General features: G+C 68.0%; 15 protein-coding genes, 4 tRNA genes and 1 pseudogene. 15 read left to right on the forward strand and 5 right to left on the reverse strand.

Annotated elements, in window-relative coordinates:
- From AC16DP_RS09100 to AC16DP_RS09110, 3 genes and pseudogenes are all read right to left on the reverse strand, one after another.
- Nucleotides 1-1,044: pseudogene (locus AC16DP_RS09100) on the reverse strand (hypothetical protein); the annotation flags it as partial.
- A complete protein-coding gene (locus AC16DP_RS09105) occupies nucleotides 1,034-2,362 on the reverse strand; it encodes a hypothetical protein (protein ID WP_329727541.1) in 1,329 nt (442 codons plus the stop codon). The gene AC16DP_RS09105 and the pseudogene AC16DP_RS09100, both read right to left, overlap by 11 nt.
- A gap of 2,331 nt (nucleotides 2,363-4,693) precedes the next feature.
- Nucleotides 4,694-5,116, reverse strand: a complete 423-nt coding sequence (locus tag AC16DP_RS09110) for a helix-turn-helix domain-containing protein (protein ID WP_329727542.1) — start codon at nucleotides 5,114-5,116, stop codon at nucleotides 4,694-4,696.
- Here AC16DP_RS09110 and AC16DP_RS09115 point away from each other — a divergent pair.
- From AC16DP_RS09115 to AC16DP_RS09130, 4 genes are all read left to right on the forward strand, one after another.
- On the forward strand, nucleotides 5,115-5,978 hold the full coding sequence (locus AC16DP_RS09115; protein ID WP_329727540.1) for a hypothetical protein: 864 nt from the start codon (nucleotides 5,115-5,117) through the stop codon (nucleotides 5,976-5,978). The two genes, AC16DP_RS09110 and AC16DP_RS09115, sit on opposite strands and share 2 nt — an antisense overlap.
- A gap of 41 nt (nucleotides 5,979-6,019) precedes the next feature.
- On the forward strand, nucleotides 6,020-6,733 hold the full coding sequence (locus AC16DP_RS09120) for a YjjG family noncanonical pyrimidine nucleotidase (protein WP_329727539.1): 714 nt from the start codon (nucleotides 6,020-6,022) through the stop codon (nucleotides 6,731-6,733).
- 81 nt (nucleotides 6,734-6,814) lie between these two features.
- On the forward strand, nucleotides 6,815-8,263 hold the full coding sequence (locus tag AC16DP_RS09125) for an NAD-dependent succinate-semialdehyde dehydrogenase (RefSeq protein ID WP_329727538.1): 1,449 nt from the start codon (nucleotides 6,815-6,817) through the stop codon (nucleotides 8,261-8,263).
- 8 nt (nucleotides 8,264-8,271) lie between these two features.
- Entirely contained in the window at nucleotides 8,272-8,841 is a 570-nt protein-coding gene (locus AC16DP_RS09130) for a thymidylate synthase family protein (protein WP_329727537.1), read from the forward strand.
- Here AC16DP_RS09130 and AC16DP_RS09135 read toward each other — a convergent pair.
- Nucleotides 8,750-9,076: a helix-turn-helix domain-containing protein gene (locus AC16DP_RS09135; RefSeq protein WP_483956676.1), complete on the reverse strand. Its 327-nt coding sequence runs from the start codon at nucleotides 9,074-9,076 to the stop codon at nucleotides 8,750-8,752. The genes AC16DP_RS09130 and AC16DP_RS09135 overlap by 92 nt on opposite strands.
- On the opposite strand from AC16DP_RS09135, the gene AC16DP_RS09140 reads away from it, so the two are divergent.
- Together AC16DP_RS09140 and AC16DP_RS09145 are read left to right on the forward strand one after the other, a co-directional pair.
- Nucleotides 9,069-9,142, forward strand: a tRNA-His gene (locus AC16DP_RS09140). The genes AC16DP_RS09135 and AC16DP_RS09140 overlap by 8 nt on opposite strands.
- Nucleotides 9,143-9,163: 21 nt before the next feature.
- Nucleotides 9,164-9,237: transfer RNA gene (locus tag AC16DP_RS09145), tRNA-Arg, on the forward strand.
- Between the two features lie 39 nt (nucleotides 9,238-9,276).
- Here AC16DP_RS09145 and bet read toward each other — a convergent pair.
- Nucleotides 9,277-10,452 carry a phage recombination protein Bet gene (gene bet, locus AC16DP_RS09150; protein ID WP_329727536.1) on the reverse strand — a complete coding sequence of 392 codons (1,176 nt, stop codon included), beginning with the start codon at nucleotides 10,450-10,452 and terminating at the stop codon, nucleotides 9,277-9,279.
- 266 nt (nucleotides 10,453-10,718) lie between these two features.
- Here bet and AC16DP_RS09155 point away from each other — a divergent pair.
- The 9 genes from AC16DP_RS09155 to AC16DP_RS09195 all read left to right on the forward strand — a co-directional run bounded on the left by AC16DP_RS09155 (nucleotide 10,719) and on the right by AC16DP_RS09195 (nucleotide 21,760).
- A tRNA-Lys gene (locus tag AC16DP_RS09155) sits at nucleotides 10,719-10,791 on the forward strand.
- Between the two features lie 108 nt (nucleotides 10,792-10,899).
- Nucleotides 10,900-10,981 (forward strand) — tRNA-Leu (locus AC16DP_RS09160).
- A 118-nt stretch (nucleotides 10,982-11,099) separates the two neighbouring features.
- On the forward strand, nucleotides 11,100-12,380 hold the full coding sequence (gene tig, locus AC16DP_RS09165) for a trigger factor (RefSeq protein WP_329727535.1): 1,281 nt from the start codon (nucleotides 11,100-11,102) through the stop codon (nucleotides 12,378-12,380).
- Between the two features lie 35 nt (nucleotides 12,381-12,415).
- Entirely contained in the window at nucleotides 12,416-13,036 is a 621-nt protein-coding gene (gene clpP, locus AC16DP_RS09170) for an ATP-dependent Clp endopeptidase proteolytic subunit ClpP (protein WP_329727534.1), read from the forward strand.
- Nucleotides 13,037-13,244: 208 nt separating this feature from the next.
- Nucleotides 13,245-14,525: an ATP-dependent Clp protease ATP-binding subunit ClpX gene (clpX, locus tag AC16DP_RS09175; RefSeq protein ID WP_483956677.1), complete on the forward strand. Its 1,281-nt coding sequence runs from the start codon at nucleotides 13,245-13,247 to the stop codon at nucleotides 14,523-14,525.
- A 188-nt stretch (nucleotides 14,526-14,713) separates the two neighbouring features.
- The gene (locus tag AC16DP_RS09180) at nucleotides 14,714-16,789 is read left to right on the forward strand and encodes a prolyl oligopeptidase family serine peptidase (RefSeq protein ID WP_329731114.1); all 2,076 of its coding nucleotides are present in this window, start codon (nucleotides 14,714-14,716) and stop codon (nucleotides 16,787-16,789) included.
- A 199-nt stretch (nucleotides 16,790-16,988) separates the two neighbouring features.
- A complete protein-coding gene (lon, locus tag AC16DP_RS09185; RefSeq protein ID WP_329731113.1) occupies nucleotides 16,989-19,436 on the forward strand; it encodes an endopeptidase La in 2,448 nt (815 codons plus the stop codon).
- A gap of 171 nt (nucleotides 19,437-19,607) precedes the next feature.
- The gene (locus AC16DP_RS09190; RefSeq protein WP_329731112.1) at nucleotides 19,608-20,774 is read left to right on the forward strand and encodes a hypothetical protein; all 1,167 of its coding nucleotides are present in this window, start codon (nucleotides 19,608-19,610) and stop codon (nucleotides 20,772-20,774) included.
- Nucleotides 20,771-21,760: an LVIVD repeat-containing protein gene (locus AC16DP_RS09195; protein ID WP_329731111.1), complete on the forward strand. Its 990-nt coding sequence runs from the start codon at nucleotides 20,771-20,773 to the stop codon at nucleotides 21,758-21,760. Before AC16DP_RS09190 ends, AC16DP_RS09195 begins: the two co-directional genes overlap by 4 nt.
- Nucleotides 21,761-21,884 lie beyond the last annotated feature (124 nt).

Below are 21,884 nucleotides of genomic sequence, written 5' to 3' on the forward strand. Positions count from 1 at the left end.
GAAGTGGTAGCTGCCCAGCGGCACACCAAAGGTGACGTGGTCGAACGCACTCAGCGCCATGTCGTCCGCCGAGGCGTTGAGCACCCGCTCCTTCTCGGCCTTCTCGAGGGCCTCCTGGTACTCTGGCGGCAGCTGGCCTCGTAGGGGGAGGAACGCGAAATTCTGCCCGTCCATGGCCGCGGGGGAGCTGGAGAGCGTGTCCTCGCCAGCACCGCGAATACCTCTGCCCCATTGTTCGAGTTTGGAGCCGCGCTCCACACGGGCCGTGGGCTTCAGTCCCCGCTTCTCCAGTGCGGCCTGGAAAGCGGGCAGCCGCTCGAGGACTTCCTCCAGCCGCCTCTCCTGGGCCAGCAGGAAGAGAATCTCCCTCAAGTCATTGTCGTAGGCCGAGTCGACGACGTAGACGGAGAGGACCTGGGCGTTGAGGCGTCCATAGGCTCCGGGGGCCTTCTGGAGAAGAGAGGCGCGCTTCTGGTTGAGCACATGGGCAACGTCCTCGCGCGGCGGTCCCAGGCCGCCGAGCCGTACGGCGCGCCAGTCGTCCAGGGCCTCCACCAGCCGGGGCATGTCCACCCGCTCCTGGAGGGCCAGGACTTCCCCGGGCGACGTACAGGTGAGGAAGGGCGCCAGCAGTTCGTCACGGCTGGAGGAGAAGTCGGGCCAGCCCGGGGGCACGGCCTGCCCTCCGCACGAGGGCGAGCCTTGGGGGGCAGTCCCCACTCCGGCCAGCTCGGGCGCGGGGGCCTCGCCCGAGCTGGCCAGGGCCGCGTCCGGGCCCAGCCCGCGGGCGCTGCGGCGGCGGTGCAACCGCTCCTGCTCGCCCGTTTCGCCGGAGAAGGCGTGCTCGCCCGCCTCCGTGGAAGCAAGAGGGGCGGGCGTCTCGGGCGCGGGCGTACTGGCCCCCGCTTCTCGCGACATGGAGAACGCGCGGGGGCCCTCGGCGATGCTGCCGCCCTGTCGCGGCGCCAGGGTGACGCAGCCGGTGGAGAGCAGCACGGCGCCCAGCAGCACCGCCCACCTGCGCGCCCACGTCTCAGCGCGCATTGTCCACCCCCAGGCCCAGCGAGGCGAAGGCACCCGGGCGCAATGCCCCGTCCGCCTCCGGAAACAGCAGCGTGCCGCCCTCGGCCAGCGCGTACAGCTTGTGGCCGAAGCGCCAGCGCACCTGGCCCGAGTACAGGTGGCGTGCCCCTGGCTGGCCCAGCCCCAACGCCAGCCCGCTCAGGGCCACTTCCAGGTTGCGGTGGGCCAACTGCGCCGCGAGGCGCCCGTCCACGTCCACCCGGCCCCAGCCAAACACCTCCGCGCCCAGGGAGAGGCACAGGTGGCGTTGCAGCAGCCCGCCCAACCGCACCCCGTCCCAGGCCACCAATGCCTCGGCGTAGGTGGAAAACCCGTTGGGGAAAGGAGTCTGCGCCTGCGGCAGCCCGGAGGGACCCACCGCGCTCAGGCGCCCCAACTCGTAGTCCGGGCCGAAGTACCCCTGGCGGAAGCCCCCGTGCTGCCGCCGCACCTCCAGCCGCAGCTTCATGTCCAGGGCGGCGGAGAGGGCATCCGCCCCCACTCCGACAACCGCACCCCAGGCGCCGCCCACACCGGGGCGGCCTCCCCAACCGCCCAGCACGTGCAACTCGAAGCCCGGGCGCACCACCACCACCGCCGTCCCGTCCAGGTGGGCGAGCGTCACCGGAGGAGAAGCACCTCCGGCCCTGCCCCAGTCATGCACCGCCGACAGCCCCAGGGTGTACCGGCCCCGCTGCCTGGGCGGCCCGGTGAAGAGGTGCTGCAAGTCCACCTCGGCCTGGGCCCCCATGAGACGCGCCCCCAGCACGTCCGAGGCGAAGGCCTCCACGTAGAGGGGGCCCAGGGTGCCGGTGAGGGACGCGCCCGCCGGGTGGTAGTCCGGGTTGGCCCGGTTGGAGTAGCGGCGCACCAGGTGCCCGGAGAGGAGGCTGTAGCCCTCCAGGGCTCCCACCCACAGCCCCACCGGGGCCGTGTCCGAGCCCAGCTTGAGGGCATGCACCAACTGGCCCCAGTCCGACAGGCTGTCCCAGTCCTCCCGGCGCACCAGCCCGGCCCCTACCTCGCCGCCCGCCAGCCGCAGCCGCACCGGGGCGCCCAGGTTGAGGCCCAACGCCTCCCCCTCGGTCACCACCAGCATGGGCGTCAGTTGGGCGTAGCTCTCCACTCCGCCCACGCCGCCGTGTGGCAGCAGCGCCAGCCCGGTGGCCTCCAGGCGCGTCAGGTAGCGCCATCCTCCCGTTGAGGACGCCGGGAGCGGCGGAGGTACGGCCTCCGCGGAAGTGAGGTCGGCCTCTCCTGTCTGGGACAGCAGCAATAGCACCAGCAGTGCGGAAGTCATCGGCGCCTCCAACAGCGGCCCCAGAGACTAGCAGAACTCTCATGAATTCCGGTTAGACGAGACAGAGTGGGCGAAATACTACTTGAAAAGTCAGAATCGTCGTTCCGCTTTCCTATCGCACATTTCGTCAGTTATTTCCTGTGTTGCCGGTGTTTCATCGAGCCAACGCGTGCGCCCATGGCATCAAGCGCGCTGTCGGCCCACCAGCACTCTCGGGCTAGCGGTGCTCTTGCTGCGCGCGTCGGCCCGTCGTGATCAGCGAGAGCCGTCATGAGCACCGGGATGGGCCATCATGCTCAGCGGGCTAATGGGCCCGAGGCCTCCCATTCGCAGGGGGGCAGCCGGTCCATCACCGCACGCGACGATGCAGCCAGTACCCGAGGCGGGCCTGGGGACGCGGATGTGCGCTCGGTCCTTCTGGAGAACGTGACGTTTCCATCGTGGTGCACCGCACGGGGTTCTACCCCTGACAGCTTACCTGATGTGTCCTCCTACCCTCGGCCAACCCCCGGTCTGACGGGGACGTCCGTGGCTCCGTGCAATTCCGGAGCGGAGGCGTGTCACCACCCGACCAGGAAGGGGACCATTTCCACCGGTTCACCGGGGGTCCGGGGACCACTCCAAGCACCGCCCATAGGGAACCTCCTCCAACCACCGGTGGTGCCGGCCCCGGGAGCACCTGTTCGGCTTCCGCTCCCTCACGGTCAGCCGCAACACGCTCCGGTTCCAGGAGCAACTTCGCGGTCGAGCACCCCACCACACACGGCCCTCACCGAGGAGGCGAAGTGCATCTCGGAACCGCTCCCTTGAGGATGGAGCACGGCCCACTGGCTTCGGCGCGCTGTCGGCTCGGGCGGAGAACGGCCCTGAAATCACCGACCGGGTCCCCTGCTACCGGTGATTTCGGTGGAAAGGGGGCTCCATCTCGTCGGCGGCGACAGTGGTGATCCACGAGCACGTGCGGGAGAGGGCCAAGGCGGGCCTCGTCGTGCTGAACGTGGCGGGGAAGGTCATGCCCGCCTCCCTCGTGACCGCTGAGGGCGGGTGTGGGTGCTGCTCGGCCAGGAGTCGTGCTCGCTGCCCCGGCTGTTTCCCTCGCCGTTCGGCGACGTGCGGCTCTTCACCGTCAAGGCCCTGCTGCGCGCCGAGATGGAGTACGTTGAAGCGTGGCGCGTGGGGCGCCGCCGGGCTGGCGCGGCGCTTCGCGGAGAACGGGGAGGCGCACCTCGCGCGCGCCATCCGGCGAGCAGCGGTGTCGCTAGCTGGATAGCGGGGTCGGCGCGCACTCTGGCGAGCCTTGCCTGCCCGCCTCCCGATGTTCCCAGGCACAACGCGTCATCTCCGGCCGCTTGTGGCGGGTGGTCCAAGCCATTCCCCCGCCGCAGCGGGGGGAGATCGTCGTACGCGTCCCATGCTCGAGCTGGCCGGCTCAACGGTTGCCCGGACGGAGGGCACCGCGCCAGCGGCGCATCAGCGGCTTTGACTCGGGTGGCCCGCATGGCCGCTTTGCGTCTCGCGTAGCCGCAGGGGGCAAGGATGCCCCCCGAGCTGCGGACCAGGTACACTCGGCTTCCGCTGCTGGCGGCCACCCGGCATCAGAATCGCGGAACGTCTCACGCGAGCGCCTCAGTCGTCTTCCGCGCGCCTTGACCACACTGTCGCATGGAGGGTGACCTGCACTTGGTAGTCCTCGCGCACCACTACCTCAAAGAGTGGCCTTGCAGCGGCACTTCGAGAGGGACCGGCGTTCCTCTTAGGCACAGGTTGCCTTGGTGGCTTGGAAGCTGGCGCAGCAGCTCGCCTTGTGCCGCGTCCTCCAGGCCTCGGCACCGGCTTTGTTGTGTCTAACGACCACGAGCGCCGGGCGACGACGCAATTGCAGCAAGACTCGTGCCTCTTTCTGGCCATGACGGCCTTCCTTCTCGCCCCGGCCTTGTTGTCGCGTCCATCGAGCTCTCCAGGCCATTGGCGGAGGGAGAGAGGCTCGAATCAGGCGCAAGAAGGCAAGCACCTTCTTGAGCCCAGAACCTTTGTCCGCTTCCGCCGGGAGGGCCCGGCATTGCACTCCGGGAGGGCCCGGAGCTTGTTTCCCCGGATTGCCCGGGGGGCTAGCGCAGCGACGAATTCTCAGCGCCCTTCATGAGTGGGCCGTTGAGATAGTCCGACAGACCTCCAGATGGTCATGGTGAAGACGATGGGCAAGCCCCATCTCCAGAAGCGGACGGGGCCTCACACCGGTTGCGCACCCGGCGGCTGGCCCTGTCACCTTGGTGCGAGTCTGATGAGTTCGAGCAACCCCGCGCGATAGCACCGGGCTGCCTGCATCGCCGCCTATCCTTGGCTTGGGCTACTCCCCCCAGCCGCGATGAACGCCTCCACGCCTGCCGGGTCGATGCGGAGGGCCCCGGACACGCGGATGAACCGAAGTAGCCCACGTGAACAGAGCGAGTAGACGGTCGCGGTGCAGACGGACAGCCGGGCGGCCACCTCCCGGACGGTGAGGAGCCGCGCTCCGGGGCTCGAATGCCGCACCTTGCAAGGGGCTGGAATCGTTGGGGAGTCCCCCCCGCTGGTTCCAGCCCCTTCTTGTCGCGCGGGCCCTTGCGGCACGGATGCGGCAGAGGTCCCCGGTTCCGGTTCGTCCGCCGTTCCCCGCTGGCCTCCTTCCCTGTTTTGACAGGGACTGGATGGAGGTGGAATCCTCCCCTCCGTCCGCTCCCCTGCTCCGAGGTGGGAGCCTGGAGCCCCACTCATGCCTGCAAGTGCCAAGGTCCTGACCTCCGATGCCCCGCGCCTGGGCGCGCAGTTGCAAGAGGAGGGCTACGTCTACCTGCCCGCCATCTTCGAGCCTTCCTTCCTCCGAGCGCTGGAGCGGGAGTGCGATGAGATGGCGGCCCGGTACTACCGGGTGGAGAACCTCGACCGGCACGCGGTGTACCTCAGCGACAACACGCCCACGCGCATCAGCCACGCGATGATGATCAGCGCGGGCCCCAGCCCGCTGCCCACCGTGCCGCTCGAGGGGCTGAAGTCGGTGGAGCACTTCCTGCGCTTCCACGACGAGGTGCTGGGGGCGCTGCTGGGCGCGGACGTGCCGGCCTGGAGCCGCTCCATGCTCAACTGGCAGACGTACTCGAGCGGCAGCAAGCCCGTCACCGAGCACTTCGATGGCGAGTACCTGGACTACCGCAAGAACGAGGATGGCGGCTTCACCCTGCACGAGGGACTGCTGCCCCGGCTGGTGCTCATCCTGACGCTCTCCAACGAGAACGACGGCGAGCTGCAGGGCACGGTGCTGAGGGACACCCGGACGGGGCGGGAGGTGTCTCCGCCCTCCCGGTCCGGGGACGTGCTGGTGTTCGACAACGTGCGCATGCGCCACCGCGTGCCCACCCTGGAGCGGCCCAGGCGCATGGCGGGGCTGCGCAGCTTCGACTTCCGGGCCGTGCACTTCGCGCTCGACGAGGCCAGCTGCCGCCCCGGGGCCAGCTACCGGCGCATGCCCGAGGGGCTCGTCTCCGAGGAGGTGGACGCCGTGGCCGTGCACCAGCAATTCCTGCGGGAGCGCTGGCCCCAGGTGCGCGAGGCGCAGCGGACCGAGGGCGCCCTCTTCTAGCCAGCACCGGGCCCCTGCATGGGCAGGAGGCCGAGCCTGTCATGTCCTACGAGCTGATCCTCTTCGATGCGGATGACACCCTCTTCGACTTCCGCCGGGCCGAGCGGCACGCCTTCGAGGCCATGTTGGCCGAGGTGCTGCGGGAGCGGCCCACGGCCGGCCCGCTCGAGGAGGTGTACGGGCTCTACCAGCGCATCAACCAGCGGGTCTGGGAGGAGTTGGAGCAGGGAGTGCTGCCCAAGGCCCGGCTCAACGCCGAGCGCTTCCACCGGCTGTGGAAGGCGTTGGGGCTGGAGGTGGACGTGGAGCACAGCGGCGCGCGGTACGTGGCGCACCTGTCGCGGTGCTCCTTCCTGCTGGAGGACGCGCTGGAGGCGTGTGTGCGGCTGCGCCAGGAGCTGGGCTGCCGGGTGGGCATCGTCACCAACGGGCTGAGTCAGGTGCAGCGCTCGCGGCTGGAGTGCTCGGCGTTGGCTCCGTGGGTGGATTTCATGGTCGTCTCCGAGGAGTGCGGCCACGCCAAGCCGGACCCGCGCATCTTCGCGTACACCTTCGAGCGCCATCCCCACGCGGCCCCGGAGGCCACGCTGTTCATTGGCGACAGGCTGGAGGCGGACGTGCAGGGCGCCAATGCCTTCGGGTTGGACTCCTGCTGGTTCAACCCCGAGCGGCGGCCCAACCCGACGCCCATCCGTCCGAAGTACGAAATCCACGCGCTGCGTCAGGTGTGCGAGTTGGTGGCGCGAGGCCGGTGAGCTGCCTGCCTGCCGTGGTATGTGCGGGACAGGAGGCCGCCGCTCCCTGGCGCCTCTCGTCCCCCGGTACGAGGAATGACCATGCAGACGATTGAACGCCGGCACCTGCTGTCCCCGGGCGCGAGGATTGGCGGCGAGTGGATCGCCGGCGAGACGCGCTTCGCGGTTCGAGACCCCAGCAACGGCGCGGTCATCGCCGAGGTCGCGGACCTGGGGGCGGACGCGGCGCGCAACGCGGTGGACGCCGCGGCCCGGGCGCTCCCCACCTGGCGGCGCTCCCCCGCCAACGAGCGCAGCCGGCTCATCGAGGCCTGGGCCGGGGCGCTGCTCGAGGCACGCGAGGATCTCGCCCGTCTCCTCACCTGGGAGCAGGGCAAACCGCTGCGGCAGGCCCGGGACGAGCTCAGCCAGGGCGCCGCCAGCCTGAGGTGGTTCGCGGAGGAGAACAGGCGCGCCCAGGGCCACACCCTGCCCGTCAACAACGCGGGCGTGCGCAACCTCACCATCAAACAGCCGGTGGGCGTGGTCACCGCCATCACCCCGTGGAACTTCCCGGCCGCGGCCGTGCTCGTCAAATGCGGTGCCGCCATGGCCGCCGGGTGCACCGTGGTGCTGAAGCCCTCGGAGTTCACCCCCCTCATCGCCCTGGCCGTGGCCCGCCTGGCCGCCGAGGTGGGCATCCCGGCCGGCGTGTTGAACGTGGTCACCTGCTCCAGCGCGGGAGCCGTCGGCGAGGTGTTGACCACGGAGCCGCGAGTCCAGATGGTCTCGTTCACCGGCTCCACGCAGGTGGGCAAGGCCATCATGGGCAAGGCCGCCGGCGGCGTGAAGAAGGTCGCACTGGAGCTGGGCGGCAACGCGCCGTTCATCGTGTTCGAGGACGCCGACCTCGCCCAGGCCGCCGACGCCGCCATTGGCGCGCGGTTCTACAACAGCGGGCAGATCTGCATCGGCGCCAACCGGTTCTTCGTCCAGGACTCCATCTACGAGCGGTTCGTCTCCGAGCTGGCCGCCCGGGTGGCCCGGTTGCGCCTGGGCTCGGGCTTCGAGCCCGACACGGACGTGGGGCCCCTCATCAACGAGCAGGCGGTGGCCAAGGTGGCCTCCCTGGTCGACGAGGCCCGCTCCCAGGGCGCCCGGGCCGTGGTGGGTGGCCAGCGGGCGGCCCGGGGCGGCCTCTTCTACGAGCCGACGGTGCTGCGGGATGTGACCCCGGCCATGGCGCTCTACCGCACGGAAATCTTCGGCCCGGTGGCCCCGGTGTACCGGTTCTCCAGCGAGGACGAGGTCATCGCGCGGGCCAACGAGACCGATGCCGGCCTGTCCGCCTATGTCTATACGTCCCAGGTGGGCCGGCTGTGGCGGATGTCCGAGGAGCTGGAGGCCGGCATGGTGGGGGCCAATACGACGTCGATCTGCGCGCCGGAAGTGCCCTTTGGCGGCATCAAGCACTCGGGCCTTGGCCGCGAGGGCGGCCCCGGCTGCCTGGACGAGTACCTGGAAGTGAAGAGCATCTGCTTTGGATTGTGAGGCCTCGCATGAACCCGGCACGAACCTGCCGTGACACCTGGCGGCTGATGAGCGAGTTGACCCGAGACGGCACGGTGGTCCGCAACTTCCATCAGGACATCCTGATGGATGACTGGCTCATCGAAACCGAGCTGTTCTCCCGGGACGCGCTGGAGGCGTATACCGCGTGGAATCTGGGACGGGAGCTGCGGCCGGAGCAGCAGCGGTGGTTCTCCGAGCAGCGTGGCGGTGCCCAGGGGGACTACCGGGAGGACATGCGCGAGAAGCTCGACAACGTGGTCGATTGCCTCACCCGGTTTCCCGCGTCGAAGCGCGCCGTCATCACCATCCCCAACACCTCACGGCCCCGTCACACCTCCGACGGGGATGCCAAGTGCATGCGGGAGCTCCACTTCCATCTCCACCAGGGCGCGCTGAATGCCACCGTGCTCTTCCGGGCCCAGGCCGCGCTGATCTTCCCCAAGAACATCCACTTCATCGGCGCCCTCATGCAGGAAGTGGGCGCCCGGTTGCCAGGACAGCCCAGGCCAGGGCGCTTGTTCTACCTGGCCTCGGTGCTGGTGGCCGACAGGCAGTGACCCGGATGAATCGAAGTAGCCCACGTGAACAGAGCGAGTAGACGGTCGCAGTGCAAACCGGCAGCCGGGCGGCCACCTCCCGCACGGTGAGCAGCCTCGCTCCAGGGGCCCGACTGGCGCGCCACCCTCTCCGTTGTGACAAAGGGCTTGAACCGTAACGGTTTCCACGGTAGGGAAGCCGCCACGTTTCAGCGCGGTTGTTCCAGCGCAGGTTGTTCGTCGTGACGGCGGCCATAGCTCAACTGGTTAGAGCGCAGGACTGTGACTCCTGAGGTTACCGGTTCGATCCCGGTTGGCCGCCCTTCTCATCCCCCCGCTTTTTGCGCCTATAGCTCAACTGGATAGAGCATCGGCCTTCGAAGCCGAGGGTTGGGGGTTCAAGTCCCTCTGGGCGCGCAGCAGCACCCCCTTGCGAGGGTGCTGCCACGACTCCACTCAGGCCTTGCCGTCCACCGCGGGAACGCGGCAGCGCAGCTCGGCCTCGGTCTCGAGCGCCGCGAGGTTCTCGCGCATCGGCCGGGCCCACTTCGCCTTGGGCTGCTCCATCAGCTTCTCGTGAGCCAGGTCGATCGTCTCGGCCAGCTCCTCGTCGCTGAGCTCGGAGGCCGTCTTTCCCTTGTGCGGACCGAAGGCCACCACCACCGACGAGCTCTTCAGCTTCGCCGGGGCCTCCACCGCCGGGGCCGGCTGCTCGGCGGCCGGAGCGGGCTCGGACGCCTTCTCCCGGGCCACCGCGGGCTCGCGGACCTCCTTGGCGGAGGTGGCCGCGGGACGCGCCTTCACGGACTCGCGGACCGGCTCGGGTTCACGCACGGTCTCCCGGTGCGTCTCCTCCCTGTGCGGCTCCCTGGCCTGAACGGGGGCCGGGGCCGGAGCGTGCTCCTTCTCCTCTCGCGCCTCACGGGGAGCCGTGGGCAGGGGAGGGAAGGACGCCTTCACCGGACCGGGCCGGGCGCCCAGCACCTCGTAGCCGCCGTGCGCCGCCGCGGGCTCGGCCTGCGTGGGCTCGAACTCCTCGGCCGGCATCTCCTCGCGCACGTACAGGCCGCCGAAGGCCTCGGGGTACGCCTTGCGCAGCGCCGCCACGCGCGCGCACTTCTCGATCATCGTCGTGGGAATCTTGGCCCACAGCGGCGTCTGCTGGACGTAGCCCGCGAAGTCCAGCCACACCACCACCGGCAGTTTCCCGTCGCGCACCACGCGCGACCAGGCCCCCACCAGGCTGCCCTTGCGCTTGGCCGGGTTGAAGCGGTGCACCACCTCGCCCTTGCCCTGGTCCACGATGATCTCATCCTCGGCGTACACCGCACTCGCCTGGATGCCCTTGAAGTCCGGGAAGCGCTCCGCGCGCGCCAGCATCCCCGCTTCCGAGGGCTGGAACTCGTAGCGCGTCACCCAGTTGGGCTTCTCCCGGTTGCCCGCGTTCTGCCGCCGGGCCACGCAGAAGGCCTCCTTCAGCAACGGGTCCAACCCGGAGCGCTTGCACTGCTCGATGAAGAGGGCGAACTCGTCCTCCCCGATGCCTCGGGGGCAGATGGTCCGCTTGATGAGTTCCACGCGCTCGGGGCTCCACTGGCCCTGCGCGGTTTCCGCCTTGTTGTGTGCTTCCATGCCGCTGCTCTGTCTCCGCCTGCGAAAAGGGCGAACGACCTCCGTCCGCCCGCACCTCGGGGAGGATTCAACCCTGGACGGCGTGCGTTGGCATCCCGATACTGAACATCCGTCCAGCGCCAGCTCGGAGGGCAGACAGGCTCGGCTCAGAGGCTCTGGAGGGGTTGCGCGGGGGTCCGAAAAAAAGCATTTGACGTGGACCGCGTCGCACCGTACAAGCCGTCCCCGTCGACGCGCGGTGACGAACGGCGCGGCGCACAAGAGTCGGGAGCGTAGCTCAATTGGTAGAGCAATGGACTCTTAATCCATAGGTTGTGGGTTCGATTCCCTCCGCTCTCAACAGACCGGGGCCCCTTCAGCGATGAGGGGGCCCCGGTTCCTTTTTGGGGTCCTGGATTGCCGTGCGCCGGAGCCCCGTTTTCGGGTTAGAACGCACGGTCAGCCCCCGGGCGGGTGGCGAAACTGGTAGACGCGCCAGACTTAGGATCTGGTACCGCAAGGTGTGAGGGTTCGAGTCCCTCCTCGCCCACTCCGGCCATTTCGCGTTGACCGGATCGGACCTATCTCCTAAACGCGCACGTCCCACATCTTTCAGTTCTTCACCCATTCGACACGCCGGCCGTGCCCGGCGCGAGCGAGGCATCCCCATGAAGGTCCAGATCGAGGAGCTCTCTCCCATCGAGAAGAAGCTCTCCATCGAGGTCGAGAACTCCCGCGTGACCGAGGAGCTCACCCGGGCGTACAACGCGCTCGGCAAGCAGGTGAAGCTGCCCGGCTTCCGGCAGGGCAAGGTTCCCCGCCGCATCCTCGAGCAGCGCTACCGGGAGCAGGTGGAGGACGAGGTCATCCAGCGCGTGATGCAGAACGCCTGGCAGGAGGCCGCCCGGGAGCACAAGGTGGAGGCTGTGGCCTCGCCTCAGGTGACCAAAAACTCCGGCCTCAAGGCCGACGCCCCCTTCTCCTTCGAGGCCCGCGTCGAGGTGAAGCCCAAGGTGGAGGCCAAGGACTACCAGGGTCTGCCCCTCACCCGTTCCTCCACCCAGGTGGAGGACAAGGAGGTGGACGACCGCCTGACCCAGCTGCGGGAGAGCATGGCCCGGCTGGAGAACATCGAGGGCCGTGACACGGCGCAGATGGGCGACTTCGCCAGCGTGGACTACGTGGCCACCGTGGACGGCAAGGAGTTCCCCGGCAGCAAGGCCGACGACGTGACGGTGGAGCTGGCCGCTGGCGAGCTGGTCGAGTCCAACGTGGCCGCCCTCGAGGGCACCAAGGTCGGCGAGGCCAAGGATGTCGACTACACCTTCCCCGCCGACTACCGGGTGGAGGACGTCAAGGGCAAGACGGCCCGCTTCAAGTTCACCCTCAAGGGCCTGAAGAAGAAGGTCGTCCCCGAGCTGAATGACGACTTCGCCAAGGAGACGGGCGAGGCCCAGACGATGGACGAGCTGCGCGGGAAGATCCGCGCGGACCTGGAGCAGGGCAAGCGCAACAAGGCCCAGGCCGACGAGCGCGCCGCCCTCCTCAAGGCCCTCATCGAGCGCAACACCTTCGAGGTGCCCAAGGCGATGGTGGAGCGCACCATCGACAACATGCTGGAGAACCGGCTGCGCGCCATGGCCCGCATGGGCATGGACCCGCGCCAGCTCAACCTGGACTTCGCCCGGCTGCGCGAGGACCTGCGGGAGGAGGCCACCCAGGAGGTGAAGGGGGCGCTGCTCATCGAGGCCATTGCTCAGAAGGAGAACATCCAGACCAGCGACGCCGACGTGGAGAAGAAGCTCGAGGAGCTGGCCAAGGAGGCCAGGCAGGACATCTCCGTCGTCCGCAAGTACTTCAAGGGCCCCAACGAGCGCGAGGGGTTGAGCCTCCGACTTCGCGAAGAAAAGACGATTGAATTCCTGAAGGGTCAGGCGAAGTATTCCTAGGAGTTCTTCTTCCTTCGACCCTTCACGAGGTTGTCATGCCCTTCATGCCCGTTCCCTACGTCATCGAGCAGACCCACCGCGGGGAGCGCTCGTACGACATCTACAGCCGGCTCCTGAAGGACCGGATCGTCATGTTGGGAACGGAGATCGACGATGACGTCGCCAACGTCATCGTCGCCCAGCTCCTGTTCCTGGAGTCCGAGGACCCGGACAAGGACATCAACCTCTACATCAACTCGCCCGGTGGTTCCGTGACGGCCGGTCTGGCCATCTACGACACCATGCAGTACGTGAAACCGCAGGTGTCCACCATCTGCGTGGGCCAGGCGGCGTCCATGGGCGCGGTGCTGCTGCTGGCCGGGGCCAAGGGCAAGCGCTACGCCCTGCCCAGCTCGCGCATCATGATCCACCAGCCGCTGGGCGGGGTGCGCGGGCAGGCCACGGACATCGAGATCCAGGCCAAGGAAATCCTCCGCATGCGGGCCAAGCTCAACGAGCTCATCGTCAAGCACACCGGCCAGCCGATCGAGCGTGTGGAGAAGGACACGGATCGCGACTACTTCATGGGGGCGGCGGAGGCCAAGGCGTACGGCATCCTCGACGAGGTGCAGAACCCCCGGAAGGTACTGACGCCGCCCTCGGGCGAGCGCAAGTAGGCGCCCCCTGGCGGGGCATACGGGCCGGAGCCGCGGGGAATGATGCACCGCGTCTCCGGCTTCTGTTTTCTGCGCCTGTCATCCTGGGTTGTTAAGTACCCAGCAGGTGCGTGGACGTCCCGGACAGGGGCTGACTAGATTGGTTTCAAGGCAGGGGGGCGGGCCGGTTGGGGAGCGCACCTCCAGGCAGTTGCAGCGAGGGCCATACATGGCGGGTAAGAACGTGGAGAAGCGAGACAACCAGTCCCTCTGCTGTTCGTTCTGCGGCAAGTCGCAGAAAGAGGTGAAGAAGCTCATCGCGGGACCGACGGTCTACATCTGCGACGAGTGCATCGGACTGTGCAACGACATCATCGCGGAGGAGATCGACCGCGAGGAGACCAAGGACACGAAGCTGCGCATTCCGCGGCCCAGTGAGATCAAGGCCATCCTCGATGAGTACGTGATCGGCCAGGAGCGGGCGAAGAAGACGCTCTCGGTGGCGGTGCACAACCACTACAAGCGCATCGAGTCCAAGGTGGCCATGGACGACGTGGAGCTGCAGAAGAGCAACATCCTTCTGCTGGGCCCCACGGGCAGTGGCAAGACGCTGCTGGCGCAGACGCTGGCGCGCATCCTCAACGTGCCCTTCACCATCGCGGACGCCACGTGCCTCACCGAGGCCGGCTACGTGGGTGAGGACGTCGAGAACATCATCGTCAACCTGCTCCAGGCCGCCGACCACGACATCGAGCGGGCCCAGCGCGGCATCGTCTACATCGACGAGATCGACAAGATCGCCCGCAAGTCGGAGAACCCGTCCATCACCCGCGACGTGTCGGGCGAGGGCGTGCAGCAGGCGCTGCTGAAGATCATCGAGGGCACCGTCGCCAACGTGCCGCCGAAGGGGGGCCGCAAGCACCAGCAGCAGGAGTTCCTGCAGGTGGACACGACGAACATCCTCTTCATCTGCGGCGGCGCCTTCGGCGGGCTGGAGCAGATCATCGAGCGGCGGCTGGGTGGCCGCAGCCTGGGCTTCGGCGCGGACATCCAGTCCAAGAAGCAGCGCAACCTCACCGAGCTGCTCAAGCACGTGGAGCCGGAGGATCTGCTGAAGTTCGGAATGATTCCGGAGTTCATCGGCCGCCTGCCCATCGTGACGGCGCTCGAGGAGTTGGACGAGCCGGCGCTGGTGAACATCCTCAGCCAGCCGAAGAACGCGCTGACGAAGCAGTACAAGAAGCTCTTCGAGCTGGACGGCATCTCGCTGAAGTTCACGGACGGGGCGCTCAAGGCGATTGCCTCCGAGGCCATCCGCCGCAAGGCGGGAGCGCGCGGCCTGCGCTCCATCCTGGAGAGCGCGATGCTGGACGTGATGTACGAGCTGCCCTCGCGCAAGACGGCTCGCGAGGTGGTGATCTCCGAGGAGGTCATCCTCAAGAAGAGCGAGCCGGTGGTGCTCCACTCCCAGGAGAACAAGGAAGCGGAGCCCAAGAAGGAGAGCGCGTAGGCGCCCGCGCGCCCAGGCGCTCGAGAACCCCTCTCCCTCCGGGAGAGGGACGGGGTGAGGGTATCCGGGCCCCGGGTTGAGCCCGAGCCCCCACCGCGCGTCACGGACGCCCCCGCCAGTCCCGCACTTTTCGTGGGACGGACGGGGGCGTTGCCTTATCTGCTGTCCCTCGCAAGGAGACGAAGCGGATGAAATACCCGGCCACGCGGACCGAGGCGGTGGTGGACACCCTGCACGGGGTGGAGGTGGCGGACCCGCACCGATGGCTCGAGGACGAGCAGTCCCCCGAGGTGCAGGCGTGGATGAAGGCCCAGGACGCCTTCGCCCGGGAGCACCTCGAGCGTTTCCCCGGCCGCGAGGCCCTGCGGCGGCGCTACACGGAGCTCTTCTACGTGGAGTCCCTGTCCGCGCCCGCGGTGCGGGGCAACCGCTACTTCTACGTCCGCACCCACAAGGACAAGGAGAAGGCCGTCGTCTACTGGCGCGAGGGCGAGAAGGGCGAGGAGCGCGTCCTGCTGGACCCGAACACCTGGAGCCCGGACGGCACGGTGTCCCTGGGCGTGTGGGTGCCCTCGTGGGACGGCCGGAAGGTGGCCTTCAGCCGCAAGCCGAACGCGGCGGATGAGGCCATCCTCCACGTGCTGGACGTGGACACGGGCAAGTGGAGCGAGGTGGACGTCATCGAGGGGGCCAAGTACGCCTCCCCGAACTGGACGCCGGACAACCAGTCCTTCTACTACGCGTGGCTGCCCACGGATCCGTCCATCCCCGTGGCCGAGCGGCCCGGCTACACCGAGCTGCGCCTGCACCGGCTCGGCACGGACCCCAAGACGGACACCCAGGTGCACCCGCGCACGGGGGATCCGAAGACGTTCCTCGGCGGCAACGTCACCCGGGACGGCAAGTACCTCTTCGTCTACATCACCCGCGGCTGGAGCGAGAACGACGTCTGGTGGAAGCGGGTGGGGGAGAAGGACTTCCGCCTGCTGGTGAAGGGCGAGGGCGCCCGGTACTCGGTGGACGTCTGGGAGGACGCCTTCTACATACAGACGGACGAGGGCGCGCCCATGGAGCGCGTCTTCAAGGTGTCTCCCGAGCGGCCCGAGCGCCCGGCGTGGAGGGAACTGGTCCCCGAGGACCCCTCGGCCGCGCTGCAGGGCATCAACATCGTGGGCGGCCACCTGGCGCTGGCGTACCTGAAGGACGCCACCACGCGGGTGCGGCTGGTGACGCTCGAGGGCCAGCCGGTGCGCGACGTGGCGCTGCCGGGCCTGGGCGCGGCGAGCAACCTCTACGGCCTGGAGGATCGGGATGAGGCCTGGTTCGTCTACAGCTCCTTCAGCACCCCGCCACAGGTCTACAAGACGTCCGTGTCCAGCGGGCGGGTGGAGCTGTGGGCCCGGGTGGAGCTGCCCATCGAGCCGGAGCGCTACACGGTGGAACAGGCCTTCTTCCGCTCCAAGGACGGCACGCGGGTGCCCCTCTTCCTGGTGCACCGCAAGGACCTGAAAAAGACGGGGGACAACCCGACGCTCCTCTACGGCTACGGCGGCTTCAACGTGAGCATGCTGCCGTCGTTCCGCTCCAGCATCTACCCGTGGCTGGACGCCGGGGGCGTGTACGTGGTGGCCAACCTGCGCGGGGGAGGGGAGTACGGGAAGGCCTGGCACGAGGCCGGCCGCCTGGAGCGCAAGCAGAACGTCTTCGACGACTTCCACGCGGCGGCCGAGTTCCTCATCCGCGAGGGCTATACCCGGCCCGACAAGCTGGCCATCTGCGGCGGCAGCAACGGCGGCCTGCTGGTGGGGGTCGCCATGACCCAGCGCCCGGAGCTCTTCGGGGCGGTGGTGTGCCAGGTGCCCCTGCTGGACATGGTGCGCTACCACCTGTTCGGCAGCGGCAAGACGTGGATTCCGGAGTACGGCACGGCGGAGAAACCCGAGGACTTCCGGGTGCTTCACGCCTACTCGCCCTTCCACCACGTGAGGCCGGGCGTGCGCTACCCGGCCCTCCTGATGATGGCCGCGGACCACGACGACCGGGTGGACCCCCTGCACGCCCGTAAATTCGTGGCCCGGGTACAGAACGCGGGACATGACGCGCCCGCCCTGTTACGTATCGAAGCCAACGCGGGACACGGTGGGGCGGACCAGGTGGCCAAGGCCATCGAGTCCAACGTGGACCTCTACAGCTTCCTCTTCGAGGTGCTGGGCGTTCAGGCGGGCGGCATTGCATCCGCTGCGAACGCAAATCGGGCCCGCTAAACCAGCGGCCGGACACCCGATGGCCCCCAGGGTGTTCCCTTGCTTGCAGGCCAACGTTCCCCATCTTTCACCCGGGGAACGGCCGCCGGAGGGGCCGTGTTATAGAGACCGTCTTACCTGTCCGTACTCTCGGTGTGCGGGCGGGCAACTTTACCAGGGGCTTGCAACCAAGGGTGGCAAGCAGGCAGGTGGCGAATACATGTTCTTCGGACGAGACGACAAGAGGGATGCCCAGAAGCGTGGGAGCACCGTACCGCTCCTCCCGCTGCGGGACATCATCGTGTTTCCGCACATGGTGGTCCCGCTGTTCGTCGGCCGGGAGAAGTCCATCGCGGCGCTGAAGGACGCGATGGCCCACAAGGGCCCCGACGACAAGGCCGTCATCCTCCTGGCCGCCCAGAAGAAGGCCAAGACGAATGACCCGACGGCGGAGGACATCTTCCACTTCGGCACCATCGGCCACGTCATCCAGCTCCTCCCGCTGCCCGACGGCACGGTGAAGGTGCTCGTGGAGGGCGTGCGGCGGGCGCGCGTGAAGAAGTTCATGCCCAACGACGCCTTCTTCATGGTCGAGGTGGAGGAGGTCGAGGAGCAGAGCGAGAAGTCCGTGGAGCTCGAGGCGCTCGTGCGCAGCGTGCACTCGGTCTTCGAGGCCTTCGTCAAGCTCAACAAGCGCATCCCGCCCGAGATGCTCATGCAGGTGGCGAGCATCGACGACCCGGCGCGCCTCGCGGACACCATCGTCGCCCACCTGTCGCTCAAGCTGAACGACAAGCAGGCGCTGCTCGAGACGGAGAGCCCGGCCAAGCGCCTGGAGAAGCTCTACGAGCTGATGCAGGGTGAGATCGAGATACTGCAGGTCGAGAAGAAGATCCGCACCCGCGTCAAGAAGCAGATGGAGAAGACCCAGAAGGAGTACTACCTGAATGAGCAGATGCAGGCCATTCAGAAGGAACTGGGTGAGCGCGACGAGTTCAAGAACGAGATCCAGGAGATCGAGGAGAAGCTCAAGAACAAGCGGATGAGCAAGGAGGCCACGCTCAAGGTCAAGAAGGAGCTGAAGAAGCTCCGGATGATGAGCCCGATGAGCGCCGAGGCCACCGTCGTGCGCAACTACATCGACTGGATCATCAGCCTGCCCTGGTACGAGGAGACCCAGGACCGTCTGGATGTCGTCGAGGCCGAGCGGGTGCTCAACGAGGACCACTACGGCCTCAAGCGCCCCAAGGAGCGCATCCTCGAGTACCTGGCCGTGCAGCAGCTGGTGAAGAAGCTCAAGGGCCCCGTGCTCTGCTTCGTGGGGCCCCCGGGCGTCGGCAAGACGTCGCTGGCGCGCTCCATCGCCCGCGCCACCGGCCGCAAGTTCGTGCGCCTGTCCCTGGGCGGCGTGCGGGACGAGGCCGAAATCCGTGGCCACCGGCGCACGTACATCGGCGCCATGCCGGGCAAGCTCATCCAGTCGCTCAAGAAGGCGGGCAGCAACAACCCCGTCTTCCTGCTCGATGAGATCGACAAGATGTCCACCGACTTCCGCGGCGACCCGAGCGCGGCGCTGCTGGAGGTGCTGGACCCCGAGCAGAACCACAACTTCAATGACCATTACCTCGACCTCGACTACGACCTGTCGAAGGTGATGTTCATCTGCACCGCGAACACGATGCACAACATCCCCGGTCCTCTGCAGGACCGCATGGAGGTCATCCGGATCGCGGGGTACACCGAGCCCGAGAAGCTCAACATCGCGCGGCGCTACCTGATCCCCAAGGAGCAGGAGGCCAACGGGCTCGCGGACCTGAAGATCGACATCACCAGTGACGCGCTGCGGACCATCATCCACCGCTACACGCGGGAGTCCGGGGTGCGCTCGCTGGAGCGTGAGATCGGCGGCGTGTACCGGAAGATCGCCCGCGACATCCTGAAGAACGGCCGGCGCGACATCGTGGTCGACCGCAAGCAGGCGATGAAGTACCTGGGCACCCCGCGCTTCCGCTACGGCGTGGCCGAGCGCGAGGACCAGGTGGGCATCGTCACGGGTCTCGCGTGGACGGAGATGGGAGGAGAGATCCTCACCACCGAGGCCACGGTCATGCCGGGCAAGGGCAAGCTCATCATCACCGGCAAGCTGGGCGAGGTGATGCAGGAGTCCGCCCAGGCGGCCATGTCCTACGTGCGCACGCGGGCCGATCGCTTCGGCATCGACCGCAAGATGTTCGAGAACTACGACATCCACGTGCACCTGCCCGAGGGCGCGATTCCCAAGGACGGTCCGTCGGCCGGTGTGACCATGTGCACGGCGCTCGTGTCCGCGCTCACCCGCATTCCGGTGCGCAAGGACGTGGCCATGACGGGTGAAATCACCCTGCGCGGCCGGGTGCTGCCCATCGGCGGCCTCAAGGAGAAGACGCTCGCCGCCCACCGCGCCGGCATCAAGACCGTCCTCATCCCCAAGGCCAACAAGAAGGACCTGAAGGACATCCCGAAGAAGATCCGCTCCCAGTTGCGCATCGTCCCCGTGGAGTTCGTGGACGACGTGCTGCGCGAGGCCCTCCTCCTGGAGAAGCCCGAGGAGTTCGGCCGCAGGGCGGAGTCGTCCAAGAATTCGGACTCGGTCGGCGCGCCGCAGGCACCGGCCTCGGCCCCGGCGTAGCGGCGACGGGACAGGGCTCGAAGTGATTCGAGGGCCTCGGGGATTCCCCCCGGGGCCCTTTTTCATGGGCTTGGTCGCGAGACGGATTCATTGTAGGAGTTCACTCTCAGTGTTCCTGTGCGCCGGAGCGTTCCTTCCTGGCTGTTCACCGCAGGTGCGTGGAGTGGCTTCATGAATCGTTCACCTTCGACTTCCTCCACCCCGCTGCATGGGGTTGCTTCGTTCTTCGTCCGCTCGTTGCTCCTGGGGCTCCTCGTGGTGGGAGGCGCTGGCTGCGATGCACGCGATCCGGGCGCGCTCAAGGCGGTGAACATCGGGTTTCCACCGGGCGCCCGCGGCCTGGGCGCGCTCGCCGTTTCGCCCGAGGGGCGTCCCTTCGTGCTCATGTCCTCCAGCTCGTCCAGCGCGTTGTGGGAGCTCGAGGGGTCGCTGGAGGAGGACACCCAGGTCTGGGTGCGGCGCGAGCTGGCCGTCACGCCGCAGGATCTCCTCGGCTTCGTGGAGGGGGTGGGCCTCATCGGCTACGCCTTCAGCGGGGACCGCCCCGTCTACCTCGGCATCACCGACGAGGGGGCCACGCCATTGGCCAGGTGGGTGGACGGCACGCCGGTCCTGCCCTTGTGGGTGTCGGAGAACGGCACGGTGCTCGGTGTGTCGAAGCTCGCCTACCCGCAGTCGCGGCTGCTGCGCCTCGCGCCGGGAGCGTCGGCGTGGGAGGAGATTGCCGGCACGGAGCCGAGCTTCGGGATGGGGACGGTCATCGCGAGCGCCGTCCTGCATCCCAATGGGAAGCTCTATGCCACCAATGGCTCGCGCATCTTCGAGCTCCCGACGGACCTGTCGGGCGCGACGAAGCTGTTCGACTGCGACACGCGCGAGCTCGGCTCCTGCGGGGTGAGCTCGCGCCTCGTCCATGGGGGCATCCGGCTCGCCGGGGATGGCACGCTGACGATCGCCATGGCCAACGACGAGGTGGAGTTGTACTCGTTCCGGCCGGGCGACCGGCGGCTGACGAAGCGCGCGGTGGTGCGCTCGCCCATCAATGAGCAGTCGTACTTCGGCAGGGCCCAGGGCCTGGTCGTCGACCGCAAGGGCAACGCCTATGTGGTGATGCGTACCGAGCAGGTGGGGGGAGAAGGGCATGTGCTCGCCCACCGCCCCGGCGCCGCGCAGACCGAGTGGGTGACGGTGGTGACCGGGCTGCCTCGCGTGCTGCACCTGCAGATGGACCAGAAGGACGGCATCTGGCTGTGGGACAGCAGTGACAGCTACACGGGCCTGTGGAAGCTGGTGCCCTCGTCGACGCAGTGCCCCCGGTGCGGAGAGACCGAGCCATGAGCGCCTCTCGCTTCTGGAGTGGATGGGGGCTGGTGGTGTTGCTTTCCGGGTGCGGATTGAGCGGGCCCAAGCCCATCGACCTGACGGCCCTCGAGGAGCTCGCGTCGTTCAAGACCTCGTCCTCGCCCACGGGCTCCGCTTTCGACGTCGAGGTGCTCGAGGACCTCGCCTTCGTGCGCGACAGCTATGGCTTCCAGGTGTACCGCCTCCACTCCGGCCTCGACGCGGAGAATGTGGCGAGCGCGCGTGTGGAGCCCCAGTCTCCGCAGGGCAGCAACCACCTCGCCGTGAAGAAGGGGCTGGTGGCGCTGGGCCATGGCTCCCGCGTGGTGCTCTTCGCGTACGAGGAGGGGACTCCGCCCCGGCAGATCTCCGCGGTCCAGGTGGGCAGCACCGGGGTGGGCCAGCTCGTCTTCGACGGGAACTGGCTCTACTTCGCCAACCACGACACGGGCGTGCGCCGCATGGATGTGTCGGATCCGCTGGCGCCCGGCTTCCCGGAGACCGTCACGCCAGTCCATGCGCAGTCCATCCTGCTCGCGGGAGGGAAGCTGTACGCGGGCGGTGCCAATGGGTTGACCATCGTCTCGCTGGAGGGGGGGCTGCGCACGCTCGGAAGCGTGAAGGTCCCGATGATGAGCGACCTGGTGCTGTACGAGGGCCGGTGGCTGTACGGCTCGGTCGGTGATGTGGGGGACTTCGCCGTCATCGACGTGGCGGACCCGGCGGCGCCTCGGGTCGTGTCTCCGGGCTACGGCTCGGGGGTCAATGCCAATGGCATGCTGCTCCATGGCTCGCAGCTCATCGTGGCCGCCAACAACGGGCTCCTGCGCGACCATGACCTGAGCAAGCCCGAGGAGCCGGTGGAGCGGCACTACGAGATACCGGTGAAGCGCTACCCCACGTCGGTGACCTTCGACATGGAGCTGGCGGGAGAGTTCCTGCTGCTCGCGCACCAGCAGGGGTTCTTCGTCTTCCGATACTGAGGGCCTGTTCGTCCCAGGGGTAGACCCTCACCCCGGCCCTCTCCCAGAGGGAGAGGGCTAGGGTGAGGGTGTTTCCTCGCTCGGTGGTCGCATGCCGCACTGTGGGCGCGGTACAACCCCGCCT

The sequence above is a fragment of the Archangium sp. genome (assembly GCF_057119385.1).

Coding starts and splice junctions, on each gene's coding strand:
- AC16DP_RS09190 (WP_329731112.1), top strand. CDS start 19,608: ATGAATCGTTCACCTTCGACTTCCTCCACCCCGCTGCATGGGGTTGCT.
- AC16DP_RS09130 (WP_329727537.1), top strand. CDS start 8,272: ATGAACCCGGCACGAACCTGCCGTGACACCTGGCGGCTGATGAGCGAG.
- AC16DP_RS09195 (WP_329731111.1), top strand. CDS start 20,771: ATGAGCGCCTCTCGCTTCTGGAGTGGATGGGGGCTGGTGGTGTTGCTT.
- AC16DP_RS09125 (WP_329727538.1), top strand. CDS start 6,815: ATGCAGACGATTGAACGCCGGCACCTGCTGTCCCCGGGCGCGAGGATT.
- AC16DP_RS09135 (WP_483956676.1), bottom strand. CDS start 9,076: ATGGCCGCCGTCACGACGAACAACCTGCGCTGGAACAACCGCGCTGAA.
- lon (WP_329731113.1), top strand. CDS start 16,989: ATGTTCTTCGGACGAGACGACAAGAGGGATGCCCAGAAGCGTGGGAGC.
- tig (WP_329727535.1), top strand. CDS start 11,100: ATGAAGGTCCAGATCGAGGAGCTCTCTCCCATCGAGAAGAAGCTCTCC.
- AC16DP_RS09110 (WP_329727542.1), bottom strand. CDS start 5,116: ATGAGTGGGGCTCCAGGCTCCCACCTCGGAGCAGGGGAGCGGACGGAG.
- AC16DP_RS09180 (WP_329731114.1), top strand. CDS start 14,714: ATGAAATACCCGGCCACGCGGACCGAGGCGGTGGTGGACACCCTGCAC.
- clpX (WP_483956677.1), top strand. CDS start 13,245: ATGGCGGGTAAGAACGTGGAGAAGCGAGACAACCAGTCCCTCTGCTGT.
- bet (WP_329727536.1), bottom strand. CDS start 10,452: ATGGAAGCACACAACAAGGCGGAAACCGCGCAGGGCCAGTGGAGCCCC.
- clpP (WP_329727534.1), top strand. CDS start 12,416: ATGCCCTTCATGCCCGTTCCCTACGTCATCGAGCAGACCCACCGCGGG.
- AC16DP_RS09120 (WP_329727539.1), top strand. CDS start 6,020: ATGTCCTACGAGCTGATCCTCTTCGATGCGGATGACACCCTCTTCGAC.
- AC16DP_RS09105 (WP_329727541.1), bottom strand. CDS start 2,362: ATGACTTCCGCACTGCTGGTGCTATTGCTGCTGTCCCAGACAGGAGAG.
- AC16DP_RS09115 (WP_329727540.1), top strand. CDS start 5,115: ATGCCTGCAAGTGCCAAGGTCCTGACCTCCGATGCCCCGCGCCTGGGC.